This window comes from Agrococcus sp. ARC_14 (assembly GCF_022436485.1).
GTDB lineage: Bacteria > Actinomycetota > Actinomycetes > Actinomycetales > Microbacteriaceae > Agrococcus.
On record NZ_JAKUDO010000001.1, the window covers coordinates 1,160,500 to 1,174,203 of the forward strand.

Annotated in this window: 11 protein-coding genes and 1 tRNA gene; 7 read left to right on the forward strand and 5 right to left on the reverse strand. The window is 63.1% G+C overall.

Annotated features, from left to right (window positions below; genetic code table 11):
* Nucleotides 1-62: 62 nt before the first annotated feature.
* The 6 genes from MKD51_RS05795 (at nucleotide 63) to MKD51_RS05820 (ending at nucleotide 9,715) form a co-directional block, all read left to right on the forward strand.
* Nucleotides 63-134 (forward strand) — tRNA-Gln (locus MKD51_RS05795).
* An 84-nt stretch (nucleotides 135-218) separates the two neighbouring features.
* Entirely contained in the window at nucleotides 219-1,031 is an 813-nt protein-coding gene (locus MKD51_RS05800) for a GIY-YIG nuclease family protein (RefSeq protein WP_240239164.1), read from the forward strand.
* A gap of 242 nt (nucleotides 1,032-1,273) precedes the next feature.
* On the forward strand, nucleotides 1,274-2,842 hold the full coding sequence (locus MKD51_RS05805) for a type I restriction-modification system subunit M (protein WP_240239166.1): 1,569 nt from the start codon (nucleotides 1,274-1,276) through the stop codon (nucleotides 2,840-2,842).
* Nucleotides 2,839-4,038, forward strand: coding sequence for a restriction endonuclease subunit S (locus tag MKD51_RS05810; RefSeq protein WP_240239168.1), 1,200 nt, complete (start codon nucleotides 2,839-2,841; stop codon nucleotides 4,036-4,038). Before MKD51_RS05805 ends, MKD51_RS05810 begins: the two co-directional genes overlap by 4 nt.
* Entirely contained in the window at nucleotides 4,035-7,142 is a 3,108-nt protein-coding gene (locus MKD51_RS05815) for a type I restriction endonuclease subunit R (protein ID WP_240239170.1), read from the forward strand. The genes MKD51_RS05810 and MKD51_RS05815 overlap by 4 nt, the downstream gene beginning before the upstream one ends.
* Nucleotides 7,142-9,715, forward strand: coding sequence for an AAA family ATPase (locus MKD51_RS05820; RefSeq protein WP_240239172.1), 2,574 nt, complete (start codon nucleotides 7,142-7,144; stop codon nucleotides 9,713-9,715). Before MKD51_RS05815 ends, MKD51_RS05820 begins: the two co-directional genes overlap by 1 nt.
* Nucleotides 9,716-9,760: 45 nt before the next feature.
* Here MKD51_RS05820 and MKD51_RS05825 read toward each other — a convergent pair whose 3' ends face one another.
* The 3 genes from MKD51_RS05825 to trxA form a co-directional block, all read right to left on the reverse strand.
* Nucleotides 9,761-10,090, reverse strand: a complete 330-nt coding sequence (locus MKD51_RS05825; protein WP_240239174.1) for a helix-turn-helix domain-containing protein — start codon at nucleotides 10,088-10,090, stop codon at nucleotides 9,761-9,763.
* A 201-nt stretch (nucleotides 10,091-10,291) separates the two neighbouring features.
* On the reverse strand, nucleotides 10,292-11,242 hold the full coding sequence (locus MKD51_RS05830; RefSeq protein ID WP_240239176.1) for a cysteine synthase family protein: 951 nt from the start codon (nucleotides 11,240-11,242) through the stop codon (nucleotides 10,292-10,294).
* 173 nt (nucleotides 11,243-11,415) lie between these two features.
* Nucleotides 11,416-11,793 carry a thioredoxin gene (gene trxA / locus MKD51_RS05835; protein WP_240239186.1) on the reverse strand — a complete coding sequence of 126 codons (378 nt, stop codon included), beginning with the start codon at nucleotides 11,791-11,793 and terminating at the stop codon, nucleotides 11,416-11,418.
* 76 nt (nucleotides 11,794-11,869) lie between these two features.
* Here trxA and MKD51_RS05840 point away from each other — a divergent pair, with 76 nt between their 5' ends.
* Nucleotides 11,870-12,262: a DUF1304 domain-containing protein gene (locus tag MKD51_RS05840; RefSeq protein WP_240239188.1), complete on the forward strand. Its 393-nt coding sequence runs from the start codon at nucleotides 11,870-11,872 to the stop codon at nucleotides 12,260-12,262.
* A 7-nt stretch (nucleotides 12,263-12,269) separates the two neighbouring features.
* On the opposite strand, the gene MKD51_RS05845 is transcribed toward MKD51_RS05840, so the two are convergent.
* Together MKD51_RS05845 and MKD51_RS05850 are read right to left on the reverse strand one after the other, a co-directional pair.
* Entirely contained in the window at nucleotides 12,270-12,824 is a 555-nt protein-coding gene (locus MKD51_RS05845) for a TetR-like C-terminal domain-containing protein (RefSeq protein WP_240239190.1), read from the reverse strand.
* Nucleotides 12,817-13,662 (reverse strand): alpha/beta fold hydrolase, encoded by an 846-nt coding sequence (locus tag MKD51_RS05850; RefSeq protein ID WP_240239192.1) that lies wholly within the window; start codon nucleotides 13,660-13,662, stop codon nucleotides 12,817-12,819. The genes MKD51_RS05845 and MKD51_RS05850 overlap by 8 nt, the downstream gene beginning before the upstream one ends.
* Nucleotides 13,663-13,704: the final 42 nt, after the last annotated feature.

A 13,704-nucleotide genomic window follows, 5' to 3' on the forward strand; every position in this document is an offset into this window, starting at 1 on the left:
GCGCTCCGCCCCCGCCTCAGGTACACTCGACTCTTGGCTCGCTTGCTTCGGTGCGCGACCATTGGGGTATGGTGTAATTGGCAACACGGAGGTTTCTGGTACCTTTGTTCTTGGTTCGAGTCCAGGTACCCCAGCAGTAAAGCCCTCGCAGTCGCGGGGGCTTTCGTCGTTTCCGACCTCGGCTCGGCAGTCTGACATACAGGAGCTGATGACTGGACATGGTGCTGACTCTTGGGCCGATTCTGCGGGATGCAGGCATCGATGTCGCTGACGCTCTCGTCATTCGTCACGCGTATGTCCGTGAACACGGGGATACGGGCTTTCCAGGCATCCATGCGGATTCAACTGACGCTGAGATCCTCGCGTACACGCAAAATCAATCTGTTTCGCCTCGGCATTTTCCCAGTGTTCCGGCCCGATTCTGGATCGTTTTCACTCGCGAGGGCGGGGATCAGGCACGGCTGTGGAGTGTGCTCGAGAACCTCGGTGAAGTGTCGAACGACGGACACCGTCGTGTGTTCGATGTAGTTGAGGCCGAGCTGATGACCGAGCTGCGACGACGTCTCGTCATCGGTTGGCGATCGCCACGGACATGGTGGTTGAAGGGACAGACAGCCGAGACGTACCCTGTCGTGGGCATCGCAGACGCGGAGCCGGTGCCCTTCCCCGGCTTCGATCGTCTGGTGCTGAGTCATGCGCGACTGCAGGCCGTCATGCGCGAACCCCGGTATGCGTCGTGGCGCACAGCCCTGGCCGCAGTCCTGGGCATCTACCTCATCGTCGATACTCGCGATGGTCGTCAGTACATCGGCAAGGCAGATGGCGCGGAGAGCATTCGTCAACGTTGGGCCGCGTACGCGACCAATGGTCACGGTGGCAACGTCGAGCTCAAGAGTCTCGAGCCCTCGACGTTCCGCTATTCGCTACTGCGCGTCTTCGATCCTTCGACTCCTGGCAGTGAGATCGACGAAGCCGAGGGTCATTTCAAACTTGCGCTCGGCTCGCGCGCGCACGGGCTGAACCGCAATTGAGCCCTGCGCTCGCGAACCGCAAAACGCCGCGCCCGACTGTAGTCAGCCATCCGGACATGCACTTGGTCGTCGCCGCGAGCTACAGGAGAGCCGAGTGCGCCGTAGACGAGCGATGGCTCAGATGCGTGGGCGCGTAATGTCGCCCGCGCGCCGAACTGACGATGCGTCAGTAGACGCGGCTACGGTGAGAGCGAGCCCCAGCGCTGCGTAGCGCACGCCCTCAGCGTGAAGGAGAACAGCACATGCCGCCGATCACCAAAGAAGCCCAACGCGCCGAGCTGCACAAGACGATCTGGCGTATCGCCAACGATCTGCGAGGCAGCGTCGACGGCTGGGACTTCAAGAGCTACGTGCTCGGCATGCTCTTCTACCGCTTCATCTCCGAGAATCTCACTGCCTACATCAACAAGGGTGAGCAGGACGCTGGCGAGGCCTCGTTCGACTACTCAGGGCTGCACGATGACCAAGCGGAGTTCGGGCGCACCGAGACGGTGGCAGAGAAGGGCTTCTACATCCTTCCGTCCGAGTTGTTCGCGAACGTTCGTAAGCGCGCGGCGACGGATGAAAGCTTGAACGAGACCCTCGAGCGCGTCTTTAAGAACATCGAAGGATCGGCGCTCGGCACCGGCAGCGAGGACGACCTCAAGGGCCTCTTTGACGATCTCGACGTCAACAGCAACAAGCTCGGCAGCACTGTCGCCAAGCGCAACGAGAAGCTCGTGAAGCTCCTTGATGCCATCGGCGAGCTACCGCTCGGTGAGCTGCAGGACAACTCCATCGACCTGTTCGGCGACGCCTACGAGTACTTAATGCAGATGTACGCCGCGAACGCCGGCAAGTCTGGTGGTGAGTACTACACGCCACAAGAAGTCTCGGAGCTGCTCGCCCGCATCACTGTCGTCGGCAAGAAGGCCGTGAACAAGGTCTACGACCCTGCGGCGGGTTCCGGCTCTCTGCTCTTGAAGTTCGCGAAGGTGTTGGGCAAGGAGAACGTCCGCCAGGGCTTCTACGGCCAGGAGATCAACCTGACGACCTACAACCTCGCGCGGATCAACATGTTCCTGCACGACGTCAACTACGAGAAGTTCAACCTCGCCCATGGCGACACGCTCATGGATCCGGCGCACTGGGACGACGAGCCCTTCGAAGCGATCGTGTCCAATCCGCCGTACTCGATCAAGTGGGACGGTGACGCAAACCCGCTCCTCATCAACGATGAGCGTTTCGCTCCGGCCGGTGTGCTCGCACCAAAGTCGAAGGCCGACCTGGCCTTCGCGATGCACATCCTGAGCTGGCTGGCCGTCAACGGCACAGCAGCCATCGTCGAGTTCCCTGGCGTGCTGTACCGCGGGGGAGCGGAGCAAAAGATCCGCAAGTACCTCATCGACAACAACTACGTCGACGCCGTCATCCAGCTCCCGCCGGACCTCTTCTTCGGCACGACCATCGCCACTTGCATCATCGTCCTCAAGAAATCCAAGACCGACAATAGCGTCCTCTTCATCGATGGTTCGACCGAGTTCAAGCGCACCGGTAACAAGAACAAGCTGACGCCCGACAACCAGCAGAACATCTTGATGACCTTTGAGGCACGAGAAGACGATGACCACTTCGCGAGGCTCGTCTCAAACGAGGACATAGCCGCCAATGATTACAACATCGCCGTGTCTTCCTATGTCGAGCAGGAAGATACCCGCGAAGTTGTCGACATCACGGAGCTCAACGCTGAGATTGCGCGGATCGTCGCGCGCCAGGCAGAACTCCGCGTATCCATTGATCAGATCGTGGCCAATCTAGAGGGCTCGAAGTGAGTCGCATCGACGATCTTCTTGAGCGGTTCGCTCCAAGCGGGGTGAGTTCTAAATTGCTCGGCGACATCGCAGCGACGGTCCCGGGGTTGTCGGGAAAGACCAAGGCAGATTTCTCCGACGGTAATGCGCGATACGTCTCGTACAAAAATGCTTTCGCCAACCTCTCGGTTGACCAGTCGAGTGGTGATTTCGTGAAGGTAGCACCGAGAGAAAGGCAGAATCAACTACGAAAGGGAGACGTGGTGATCACTGGTTCCTCGGAGTCGCTCGCGGAAGTCGGCATGTCCTCTGTCGTAATGGACGAACCAATTGAGCCGTTGTACCTCAATAGTTTCTGCTTCGCGCTTCGATTTAACGATCCAGAACTCCTGTTTCCCGGCTATGCGAAGCATTTGTTCCGAGGCGAATCGATCCGATCGCAGATCCGACGTACCGCTAGCGGTGTGACCCGCATTAATATCTCCAAACCACGATTCATGCAGGTACGAATCCCCGTACCGCCTCTCGAGGTGCAGCACCAGATCGTGAGAATATTGGATCAGTTCACTCAGCTAGAAGCGGAGCTGGAAGCGAAGCTGGAAGCGGAGCTGGAAGCCCGCCGCCACCAGTATGAGCACTACCGTGAAAATCTCTTGGTAACCGATGTGGCCAAATCGCGTCGCGCACGGCTGGACGACCTGTTCGATCTGCGTGCCGGGAAGTTCATCGCGGCGTCAGATATCTTCCCAGAGCCGGACAATGTGCACTCCATCCCGTGTTTCGGTGGAGGGGGCCTGCGAGGGTACGTCGCGGAACCAAACCAACAGGGCGATCTTGTGCTGATTGGTCGGCAAGGCGCCCTTTGTGGGAACGTCAAACGTGCCAGCGGTGCTTTCTACGCCACTGAGCACTCTGTCGTTGTCACGCCGCAAGATGGCGTCGACATCAGATGGGCCTTTCACCTGCTCAAAAGCATGAATCTAAATCAATACGCTTCGAAGTCTGCACAGCCGGGGCTGGCGGTGGGCACACTCAACCAACTTGTAGTCGACGTCCCTTCGCTAGACGAGCAAGTGCGTATTGGTTCAATTCTTGACAAGTTTAATGCTCTTGTGAACCACCTCAGCGTTGGCCTCCCTGCGGAGCTAGCTGCTCGTCGGAAGCAGTACGAGTACTTCCGCGACAAGCTACTCACCTTTGAGGAGGCAGCCGCATGAGTGATCCGACTTCACGCAAGTACGACCCGATCGCCGTCTCGAACGAGAGCACGGTCGTCGCCGAGTACGTCCCCGACGCACATCAGACAACTGCGTACCAGTCCGAGGCTGACCTCGAGCGCGAAATGATCCGCCTGCTGCAATCGCAGGCGTACGAGTATCTTCCGATCACGTCGGAAGCGCAGCTCGTCGCGAACCTGCGCACCCAGCTCGAAGCGGCGAACAGCATCACTTTCAGTGACACCGAGTGGGAGGCGTTCTTCACGACGAAGGTCGCCGGCCAGAACGACGGCATTGTGGAGAAGACGGTGCGGATCCAAGAGGATCACATCCAGATCTTGAAGCGTGACGATGGTTCGACGAAGAACATCACGCTGGTCGACAAGACCAATATTCACAACAATCGGCTGCAGGTCATCAACCAGTACGAGTTGGGCCGTGGCGACGGCGGTGCCAACTATGCCAACCGCTACGACGTGACGGTGCTCGTGAACGGCCTCCCGATGGTCCACATCGAGCTCAAGCGTCGTGGCGTCGACATCCGTGAGGCGTTCAACCAGATCAACCGCTACCAGCGGGACAGTTTCTGGGCGGGCTCCGGGCTCTTCGAGTATGTCCAGCTCTTCGTCATCTCGAATGGCACGCTCACCAAGTACTACTCCAACACGACCCGCGGCCGGCACATCGATGAGGGCAAGAAGCAGGCTGGCGGCAGCAAGAAGAAGAAGACGAGCAATAGCTTCGAGTTCACCTCCTGGTGGGCAGACGCGCAGAACAAGCCGATTCAGCAACTGACGGCCTTCGTCAAGACGTTCTTCGCGAAGCACTCGCTGCTCAACGTCCTCACGAAGTACTGCGTCCTCACGGCTGATCGCGACTTGCTCGTCATGCGTCCGTACCAAATCGTGGCGACCGAGCGGATCCTGCAGCGCATTGATATCGCCACGAACTACAAGAAGCTCGGCACGGTCGACGCGGGCGGCTACGTGTGGCACACCACCGGGTCAGGCAAGACGCTGACATCATTCAAGACCGCACAACTGGCATCGAAGCTCCCGAGCGTCGACAAGGTGCTGTTCGTCGTGGACCGCAAGGACCTCGACTACCAGACGATGCGCGAGTACGACCGCTTCGAGAAGGGCGCCGCCAACTCGAACGCCTCGACCGCGATCCTCAAGGCGCAGCTCGAGGATTCGAACGCCAAGATCATCATCACGACGATCCAGAAGCTGTCGAACTTCATTCGCGCCAACAAGGGCCACGAGATCTACTCCGGCCACGTCGTGATCATCTTCGACGAGTGTCACCGCTCGCAGTTCGGAGACATGCACAGCGACATCACCCGCGCGTTCAAGCACTACAACCTGTTCGGTTTCACCGGTACGCCGATCTTCGCGGCCAACGCCGGCAGCGGCGGGAACCCAAGCCTCAAGACCACCGAGCAGGCCTTCGGCGAGAAGTTGCACACCTACACAATCGTCGACGCGATCACCGACAAGAACGTGCTCCCCTTCCGCATCGACTACATCAACACGGTCAAGGTCGGCAACCCGGAGGACAAGCAGGTGTCGGCCATCGATGCCGAGAAGGCGCTCCTCGACCCGCGGCGCATCCGCGAGATCGTCAAGTACACCCTCGAGCACTTTGACCAGAAGACGAAGCGCGCCTCTAGCTACGAGCACGCGGTCGTCACCAACGTCACGGAGTCAGTGCGTACGCGCAGGCGCGCCGAAGCCTTGCGGGAGAAGAAGCGCGTCCGCGGCTTCAACGCACTGTTCGCAACCGCATCCATCGATGCCGCGCGTCGCTACTACAACCAGTTCCAGATGCAGCAAGAAGAGTTGACTGCTGATCGCCGCCTGAAGGTCGGCATCATCTTCTCCTACGGGGCAAACGACGCTGTCGATGACGACATCCTCGACGACGAGGCCTTCGACACCGACGCGTTGTCAGCCGATGCGCGCGGTTTCTTAGAAGACGCGATTCAGGACTACAACGACATGTTCGGCACCAGCTACGACACCAGCGCCGACAAGTTCCAGAACTACTACAAGGACCTATCCCAGCGGATGAAGAACCGCGAGATCGACCTGGTCATCGTGGTGAACATGTTCCTGACCGGCTTCGACGCCACGACGCTCAACACGCTGTTCGTCGACAAGAATCTCCGCGCCCACGGCCTCATCCAGGCGTACTCGCGCACCAACCGCATCCTCAACTCGGTCAAGACCTACGGCAACATCGTCGCTTTCCGAAACCTGGAAGACCAAACCAACGCTGCCCTCGAACTGTTCGGCAACAAGGACGCGCGTGGCGTCGTTCTGCTGAAGCCCTATCAGGAGTATTACGGCGAGTACGCCGAGAAGGTCATTCACCTCATCCAGCGCTTCCCGCTTGGGCACCAGATCGTGGGTGAGGAGGCGCAGAAGGATTTCATTGGCTTGTTCGGGGCCATCCTGCGGCTGCAGAACATCCTCACCTCGTTCGACGACTTCGAGGGACAGGATCCGCTCACCGAGCGACAGGCCCAGGACTACCGCAGCGTCTACCTCGACCTCTATGCCGAGTTCCGCAAGGACCGCAACGGGGACAAGGAACTGATCAACGACGACGTCGTATTCGAGATCGAGCTCATCAAGCAGGTTGAGATCAACGTCGACTACATCCTGATGCTTGTCGAGAAGCTCCGCGCCGAGCGTGGCGACGGCGATGACAAGGAAATCCGCGCCCAGATCTCGTGTGCCGTTGATGCCAGCCCGACACTCCGCAGCAAGCGCGACCTCGTCGAGGACTTCGTCGACAACGTGTCGATTGACGGTGCCGTCGACGTGCAGTGGCAGGCCTACGTTGCAGCCAAGCGAGAAGCCGAGCTCGAGGCGATCATCGCCGAAGAGAAACTCCGACCGGAACAGACGCGTGCCTTCATCGAGTCTGCGTTCCGCGACGGGCAGCTCCGCACTACAGGTACGGCAATCACGAAGATCCTGCCGCCCGTCTCGCGCTTCGCATCTGACGGTGGACACGGTGGCAAGAAGAAGTCCGTTGTTGAAGCATTGTCGCGATTCTTCGAGCGGTTCTTTGGACTCAGCGCAGGAGGAGAGTAGTGACGCTCAACGAGGATTTGGCGAGTTGGCTGGATGCGCGCCCAGATTGGCAAAAGGACGCTGTCGCGCGCTTCTGCCGCAACGAGACGTTGTCGGTTGAGGACGTATCGAACATTGCGGACCATCTGATTGCGGGAAGCTACCCCGTTGCCACGAACATCGAAGTCGCGGACATCCCTGGCTCCACGGCAGCGGGCGATCCCATCAGCCTCCTTCAGGTCTCGGGCGTCGAGGGCGTCAACGCGCTCACCGGCGGCCAAGCGCTCTCGTTTGGTGCCGCCGGCTTGACCATCGCTTTCGGCAACAACGCCAGCGGGAAGTCTGGCTACGCTCGACTGATCCGTGAAGCCGTCACCTCTCGTGTCAAAGCGGCGCGCCTCCTCGGTGACGTCTTCTCGGATATCGACACCGCACAGGCGGCGAGGCTCGACTATCAGGTCGGTGTCAACGCCAAAGCATGGAATCTCGGTGAGCCGCAGAGTACCGAATTGTCCAGAATCCGGTTCTACGACGAGGACTGCGGTGACGCATATGTCACGACGGCGTCGGAGGTCAACTACCGGCCGTCTGCACTTACGATCCTGGACCAACTGTCAGATGCCTGTGAGGCGGTTGCTGCTGAACTCAGTCGCCGACTGGGCGCGAATCAGGCGGAGCGACCGCAGCTTCCAGTGCTCCACCCAGGAACCTCAGGCTCCACATTCCTAGCCGGTATCTCAGCCTCCACCTCAAAAGAGGTGATTTCAGGGGCCACCAACTTGGCTGACGATCATGACGCGCGGCTTGCGAAGCAGTTCGCCGAGGAGGCGCGACTCAAGGGCAGCGACCCCAACAAGGAAAAGGAGAGGCTCACATCTCTTGGGCGCGATTGGTCGACGGTCGAGGTTCACGCCCGCGCGTTGGAGGCCGTACTCGGTGATGATGCACTGCGCACACTGAGGGAACTGCAACAGAGGACTGTTCAACTCCGGGAAGCCGCCCGGATTGCGTCAGCCCGAACCTTCGACTCTGAGCCACTCGCCAGCGTGGGCTCGGAGGCCTGGCGCGCGCTCTGGGAAGCAGCGCGCAAGTTCTCGTTGGTCGACGGATATCACGAGCACGACTTTCCGTTCACACGTGATGGCGCAGTTTGTGTGCTCTGCCAGCAGCCGTTGAACGAGCGGGCCGCTGACCGGCTATGTCGGTTCGAGGCGTTTGTTACGGACATGACCTCAAGCGACGCGGATACGGCCGCTAAGGCACTCGCGACGTGGAGAGACGATCTCGCTGAACTTCAGACGCTGCCGCTAACGGTTTCTACGGCGATTAATCGGCTGCAGGACGGTGGCGAGGAAATCCAGGTGGTGCTCGATTGGTTCGAGGCCGGAACTCGCACGGCTACAGTTGCGGTTGCGTGGCTCGATGGAATAGAAGGCGTCGATCTCAATGTGCTCACAGACTCGATCCGCGGCCGAGCCACAACGCGAGCTCAAGCGCTGACGACGCAGGCGCAGGAAATTGACGCTTCGACATTCGCTCAAACACTTAGCGCAATGAGCAAGATGGTGGTCGAACTCCAGGACGCCAAGACGCTCAGCGAAGCGAAGACGGCTATCGAGACTGAGGTGGCGCGGCTCGCAGAGCGCAAGAAGATCGAAGACGTGCGTCGCTTTGCCGCTACTAACGCGGTCACCACGAAGCGTGGAGAACTGGCCGAGACATACGTGACCGCGGAAGTTCGGGACCACTTCACACGAGAGACCGAGCGTCTGGAACTGCGCCGCGTCACTCTCAATCGAACCGGACGTGGTCGCAGTGCGGCACTCGAACACCAACCGGGCCTACTCGGCTCACGACGCGACGCAGGCGTCGATGAGGTGCTTAGCGAAGGAGAGCAGACTGCACTCGGGTTGGCGGGATTTCTCACCGAAGTAGCGCTAGATGAGTCGCTCTCCAGTGTCGTGTTCGACGATCCCGTCTCATCGCTTGACGCCGAGCGACGATCAAAGGTTGCGCAGCGCCTTGTCGAGTTGGCGAGCCAGCGGCAGGTAATCGTGTTCACGCACGAGATCACGTTCGTACACGCGTTGAACAAGGAGGCGAAGAGCAAGTCGGTTGCGGTAGCAACGCGCTCGATCCAGCGCATGGGCGGGGCGCGGCCTGGTCTTGTCGTTGACCAACTCCCTTGGGCTGCGAGGGATATCCCTGAACGCGTCAACAAGCTCGAAGCAGACCTCGCGCAACTGAAGCGGGAGCGCGGAAGCTTGTCGGAGGACGACTACACGGAGCGGACCGCTCAGATCGCGGGTCGACTTTCGGAGACCCTTGAGCGTGCGGTGAATCTGCACATCGTGAACGAGCTCGTCGATCGTGGAACCAACGAAGTGCACCCGAACATGCTCAAGATCCTTCCCTTGTTCACGCAGGACGACCATGACGAGTTCCAGGCCGCGTATGCGAAGACATCGAGTTGGGCGGCACGACATGACAATGCGCCCGAAGAGAACTACGTGGCGCCAACGATTGACGAGCTCGGCGACGAAGTCTCATGGCTCAAGGGATGGCATGATCGAATCAAGCGCTATCGGAATTGATGCTCGCCAAGAGCACTCAGCGACTCCCGCTCGGTGATCGGAGGATCACTCCACCGGCGGCAGTTTCCTCTGCGGTGCCTTCGCCCGCATCTCCACACCTGAGCGATGCAGCGCCCTGAAGACTGCGCCGTGTGAAAGCCCGTGCTTCGCTTCGAGCTGTCGCATGGTGGCTCCGGCCTCGTATGCCTGAGTCAAGGCAGCCGTTTCGTGGTCGGTCACGATGCGCTTCGTCGGCGTCACGTCGTGGTCGCGCAGGAGCTTCGTCAACGCGGACGGCGCAACTTCGAACGCTTTGGCCAGTGACCGTGCGCTCTCACCTGCCTTTGCTCGGCGCACGATCTCCGCGAGCGTCGCCTGTGCGAATCGCTTCGTCAATGCCTGCGCCCGGTACGACCCGGCCCTGCTCGAACCGTTCTCTCGATCACCGAGCACCGCCAGCTTTCGCAGCTGACTAGGGTTAAACCCAGTTATGCCATGGTTCGAGCAGACGTCAAGTACGCCAGCAGTGAGAAGCCCCCGCTAAGCGGGGGCTTTCGTCGTCTCCGGAGTCGACTGGGGCCGCGGCGGCAGCCCTCCTCACGCGTGGAACAGGTCGCCAGCGAGGTACTTCAGGCCCGTGTCGGTCGCGACCGTGACGACGGTGCCGCCGGTGCCGAGCGTTATCGCCAGCTGCAGGGCTCCCGCGACATTGAGCGCGCTCGACGTCCCGGCGAAGATCCCCTCCTGCTGCGCGAGCGGCAGGGCGAGGGCGCGCGCATCCGCCTCCTCGATCGCGCGGGCGTCGTCGTAGGTGTCGGGTGTGAGCATCGGCGGCACGATGCCGGTCGCGACCCCCTCGACCCGGTGCGGCCCCGCGCGGCCTTCGGTGAGCATGGGGGAGGACGCAGGCTCCAGCGCGACGACCCGCACGTGCTCCGCCTGCTGCCGCAGCGCCGATGCCACGCCGACCAGCATGCCCGCGGTGCCGACGCCGGCGCAGAACGCGTCGATGCGGATGCCATCGCTGCGCGTCTGCTCGAGGATCTCGCGACCCATCGCGGCGTAGCCGACCAGGGCATCCGCGTTGTGGAACTGATCGACCCAGTGCGCACCGTCGCGCTCGACGACGCGGTCGACCTCGTGCCGCATCCGCACGAACAGCTCGGGGGTGATGCGCCCGCCGTCGCTCGGCACGATCGTGAGGTCGGCGCCGAACGCCCGCATGGTCGCGAGCTTCTCCTGCGAGAACGCGTCGGAGGAGACGATCGACAGCGGATAGCCCTTGACGGCGCAGACGAAGGCGAGCGATGAGCCGGTGCTGCCGCCCGAGAACTCCACCAGCCGCTGACCTGGCCGCAACTCGCCGCGACGCTCGGCGCCCTCGACGATCGCAAGCGCCATGCGGTCCTTGTAGCTCCCGGTCGGGTTGCCTCCCTCGAGCTTCACCAGCACGGTCGCGCCACCCTCGGGCACGAGCCGCCGCAGCCGCACGAGCGGCGTGCCGCCGATCGCCTCCAGCGTCGACGCACGGATTCCGTGGGCTGCCATGCGCACCTCGCATCCGCGCGGTCAGCGGGCGTCGCGCCGACGATCGAGCCGTGCAGTTCGGAATCTACTCCGGGGAGCGGCGGGTCGACAGGGTCGGATCGGCCCGACGCGGAGCCGGATGCCCGTCAGGCTCAGGCGAGAGCACTACGCGACCACCGGTCGCGACGGGCCGCTCAGGCCTGGCTCGTGGCGGCCTGCTGCTCGGCGACCTTCGCGTGCACCTCGGCCATGTCGAGGCCGCGCACGGCGCCGATGAGCTGCTCGAGCTGCGCCTCGGGGAGCGCCCCGGGCTGCGAGAAGACGAGCACGCCATCGCGGAACGCCATGAGCGTCGGGATCGAGGTGATCTGGAACCCGGCGGCGAGCTCCTGCTCCGCCTCGGTGTCGACCTTGCCGAACACGATGTCGTCGTGCTGCTCGGAGGCCTGCTCGAAGATGGGGCCGAACATGCGGCACGGGCCGCACCACGCCGCCCAGAAGTCGAGCAGCACGATGCCGCCGTCGTTGATCGTCTGCTCGAGGGTGTCCTTGGTGATCTCGGTCGAAGCCATCGATCCAGGCTATCGCCAGGCGCACGGGCGGGTCGAGCGCACGAGCGGCGACGAGGGCACGCCATAGACTCCGCACATGGATCTCACGGTCGTCGTCTGCATCGCCGCCGTGCTCGCGGCGCTCGTGCACGGCTACATCTTCGTGCTCGAGACGCTGCGGTGGGAGCACCCAGCCACGCGTCGCGTGTTCGGCACCTCGGCAGAGCAGGCGGCGCAGTCGAAGCAGCTCGCCGCGAACCAGGGCGTCTACAACCTGCTCCTGGGGATCGTCGCGCTCGTGGGTGTGCTCGTGCTGCTCGCGGGAGCGGCGGATGCGGGGCTCGCCGTGATCCTGGCGGCCACGGCCATCATGCTCGGGGCAGCGCTCTATCTCGTCGGCAGCGACCGTTCGAAGGCGCGCGCCGCGGGCATGCAGGGCCTGTTCCCGCTGATCGCGGTCATCGCTGCGATCGTCACGCTCGCGGCGTGAGCTGACCTCAGCGGGCGGTCGCGACCGCCTCCACGAGGTGCTCGAAGGATGCGTCCACGTCGGCGGGCATGCCGAAGCCGCCGGCCGCCTCGAGCGTCGCGAAGCCGTGGGCGACCGCGCGCAGACCGCGGAGCGCGTGGATGGCTTCGTCGCCGCGCTCGCCCTCCACGGCGCGCCCGGCGATCGTCAGCACGCGCTCGGCTGCCGCCTCGAGCACCGGATGGCCGCTCGGCTGCACCGGCAGCCAGCGGTATCGCCCAGGGTGCCGCACCGCGAACGACCGGTAGGCGTGCAGGAAGGCGCGCACCGCATCCGCCCCCCGTGCCTCGCTGTCACCCTCGCCGAGCGCTGCTTCGAGCACATCGCCGAGGTCGTCGTAGATGTGCGCGGCCACGAGCGCCTCGAGCGCCGGCAGGCCGGCGACGTGCTTGTAGATCGACGGAGTCTTCACGCCGGCCCGCGTCGCGACGGCGCCGAGCGAGAGCGGCTCGCCGCCCGACTCGTCGAGCTCGGCGATCGCCAGCTCGACGAGCGCGGCGGGGGAGAGGCCGGCCCTAGGCACGCGGCGCCCCGAGCGCCAAGCCGACGCGGCGCGCGAGCGCCAGCACGGCCTCCGCGGTCTCGGCGGGCCGCTCGCCGTGCGGGTAGTGGCCGGCGCCGGCGACCATGTGCACGGCGACGTCAGCCGCAGTGCCCGATACCGCATCCGCGTAGGTCTGCGCCTCCGCGGAGGGATCACGGAAGTCGGGATCCGCATCGCCCATCACGATCGCCACCGGCGCGAGCTGGCTCGCGCGCGCGCCGACAGCATCCTTGGTCGTGCCCGCCGCCATCGTCACGAGCGCCTCGGTGCCGCCCGGCCTCCGCAGCGAGGCGACGATGCGCCTGCGGTGCTCTGCCAGGTCGGCGGGTGGAGCCTTGTGCAGCGAGCGGTAGAAGAGCGACCACAGGCTCGGTGTGCTCGCGACCAGCCGCGAGAGCGCGCGCATCGGCCAGGCCTGGCGCGGCGTCGTGGCCCACGGGCCGATCGCGACGGCGCCGACGACCTGCTCGGGGGCGAGCTGCGAGGCGAGCAGCGCACTGTCGGGCGTGAACGAGTGACCGACGACGATCGTCGGACCGCCCAGCAGCTCGACGAGTGCGGCCGCGGAACGCGCGATCTGCGTCTGGCTGACGGGCACGGGCGAGACGCCGGAGTCGCCGTGCCCCGGCAGGTCGAGCGCCGCGACGCGCAGGCCCTGCGCCACGAGGAGCGGCGTGAGGTGGCGATAGGCGCTGCGCAGGTCGCCCATGCCGGGCAGGAGGACGACGAGCCCCGCGGCGTCTGGGTCACCGGCGACGTCGTAGGCGAGCTCGATGCCCTCGAACTCGAGGCGGGCGGATGCGGTCGGTGCGGTCATGCACTCAGGCTAACGGCATTAGCCAGAGGAGGCAAGGGTCGA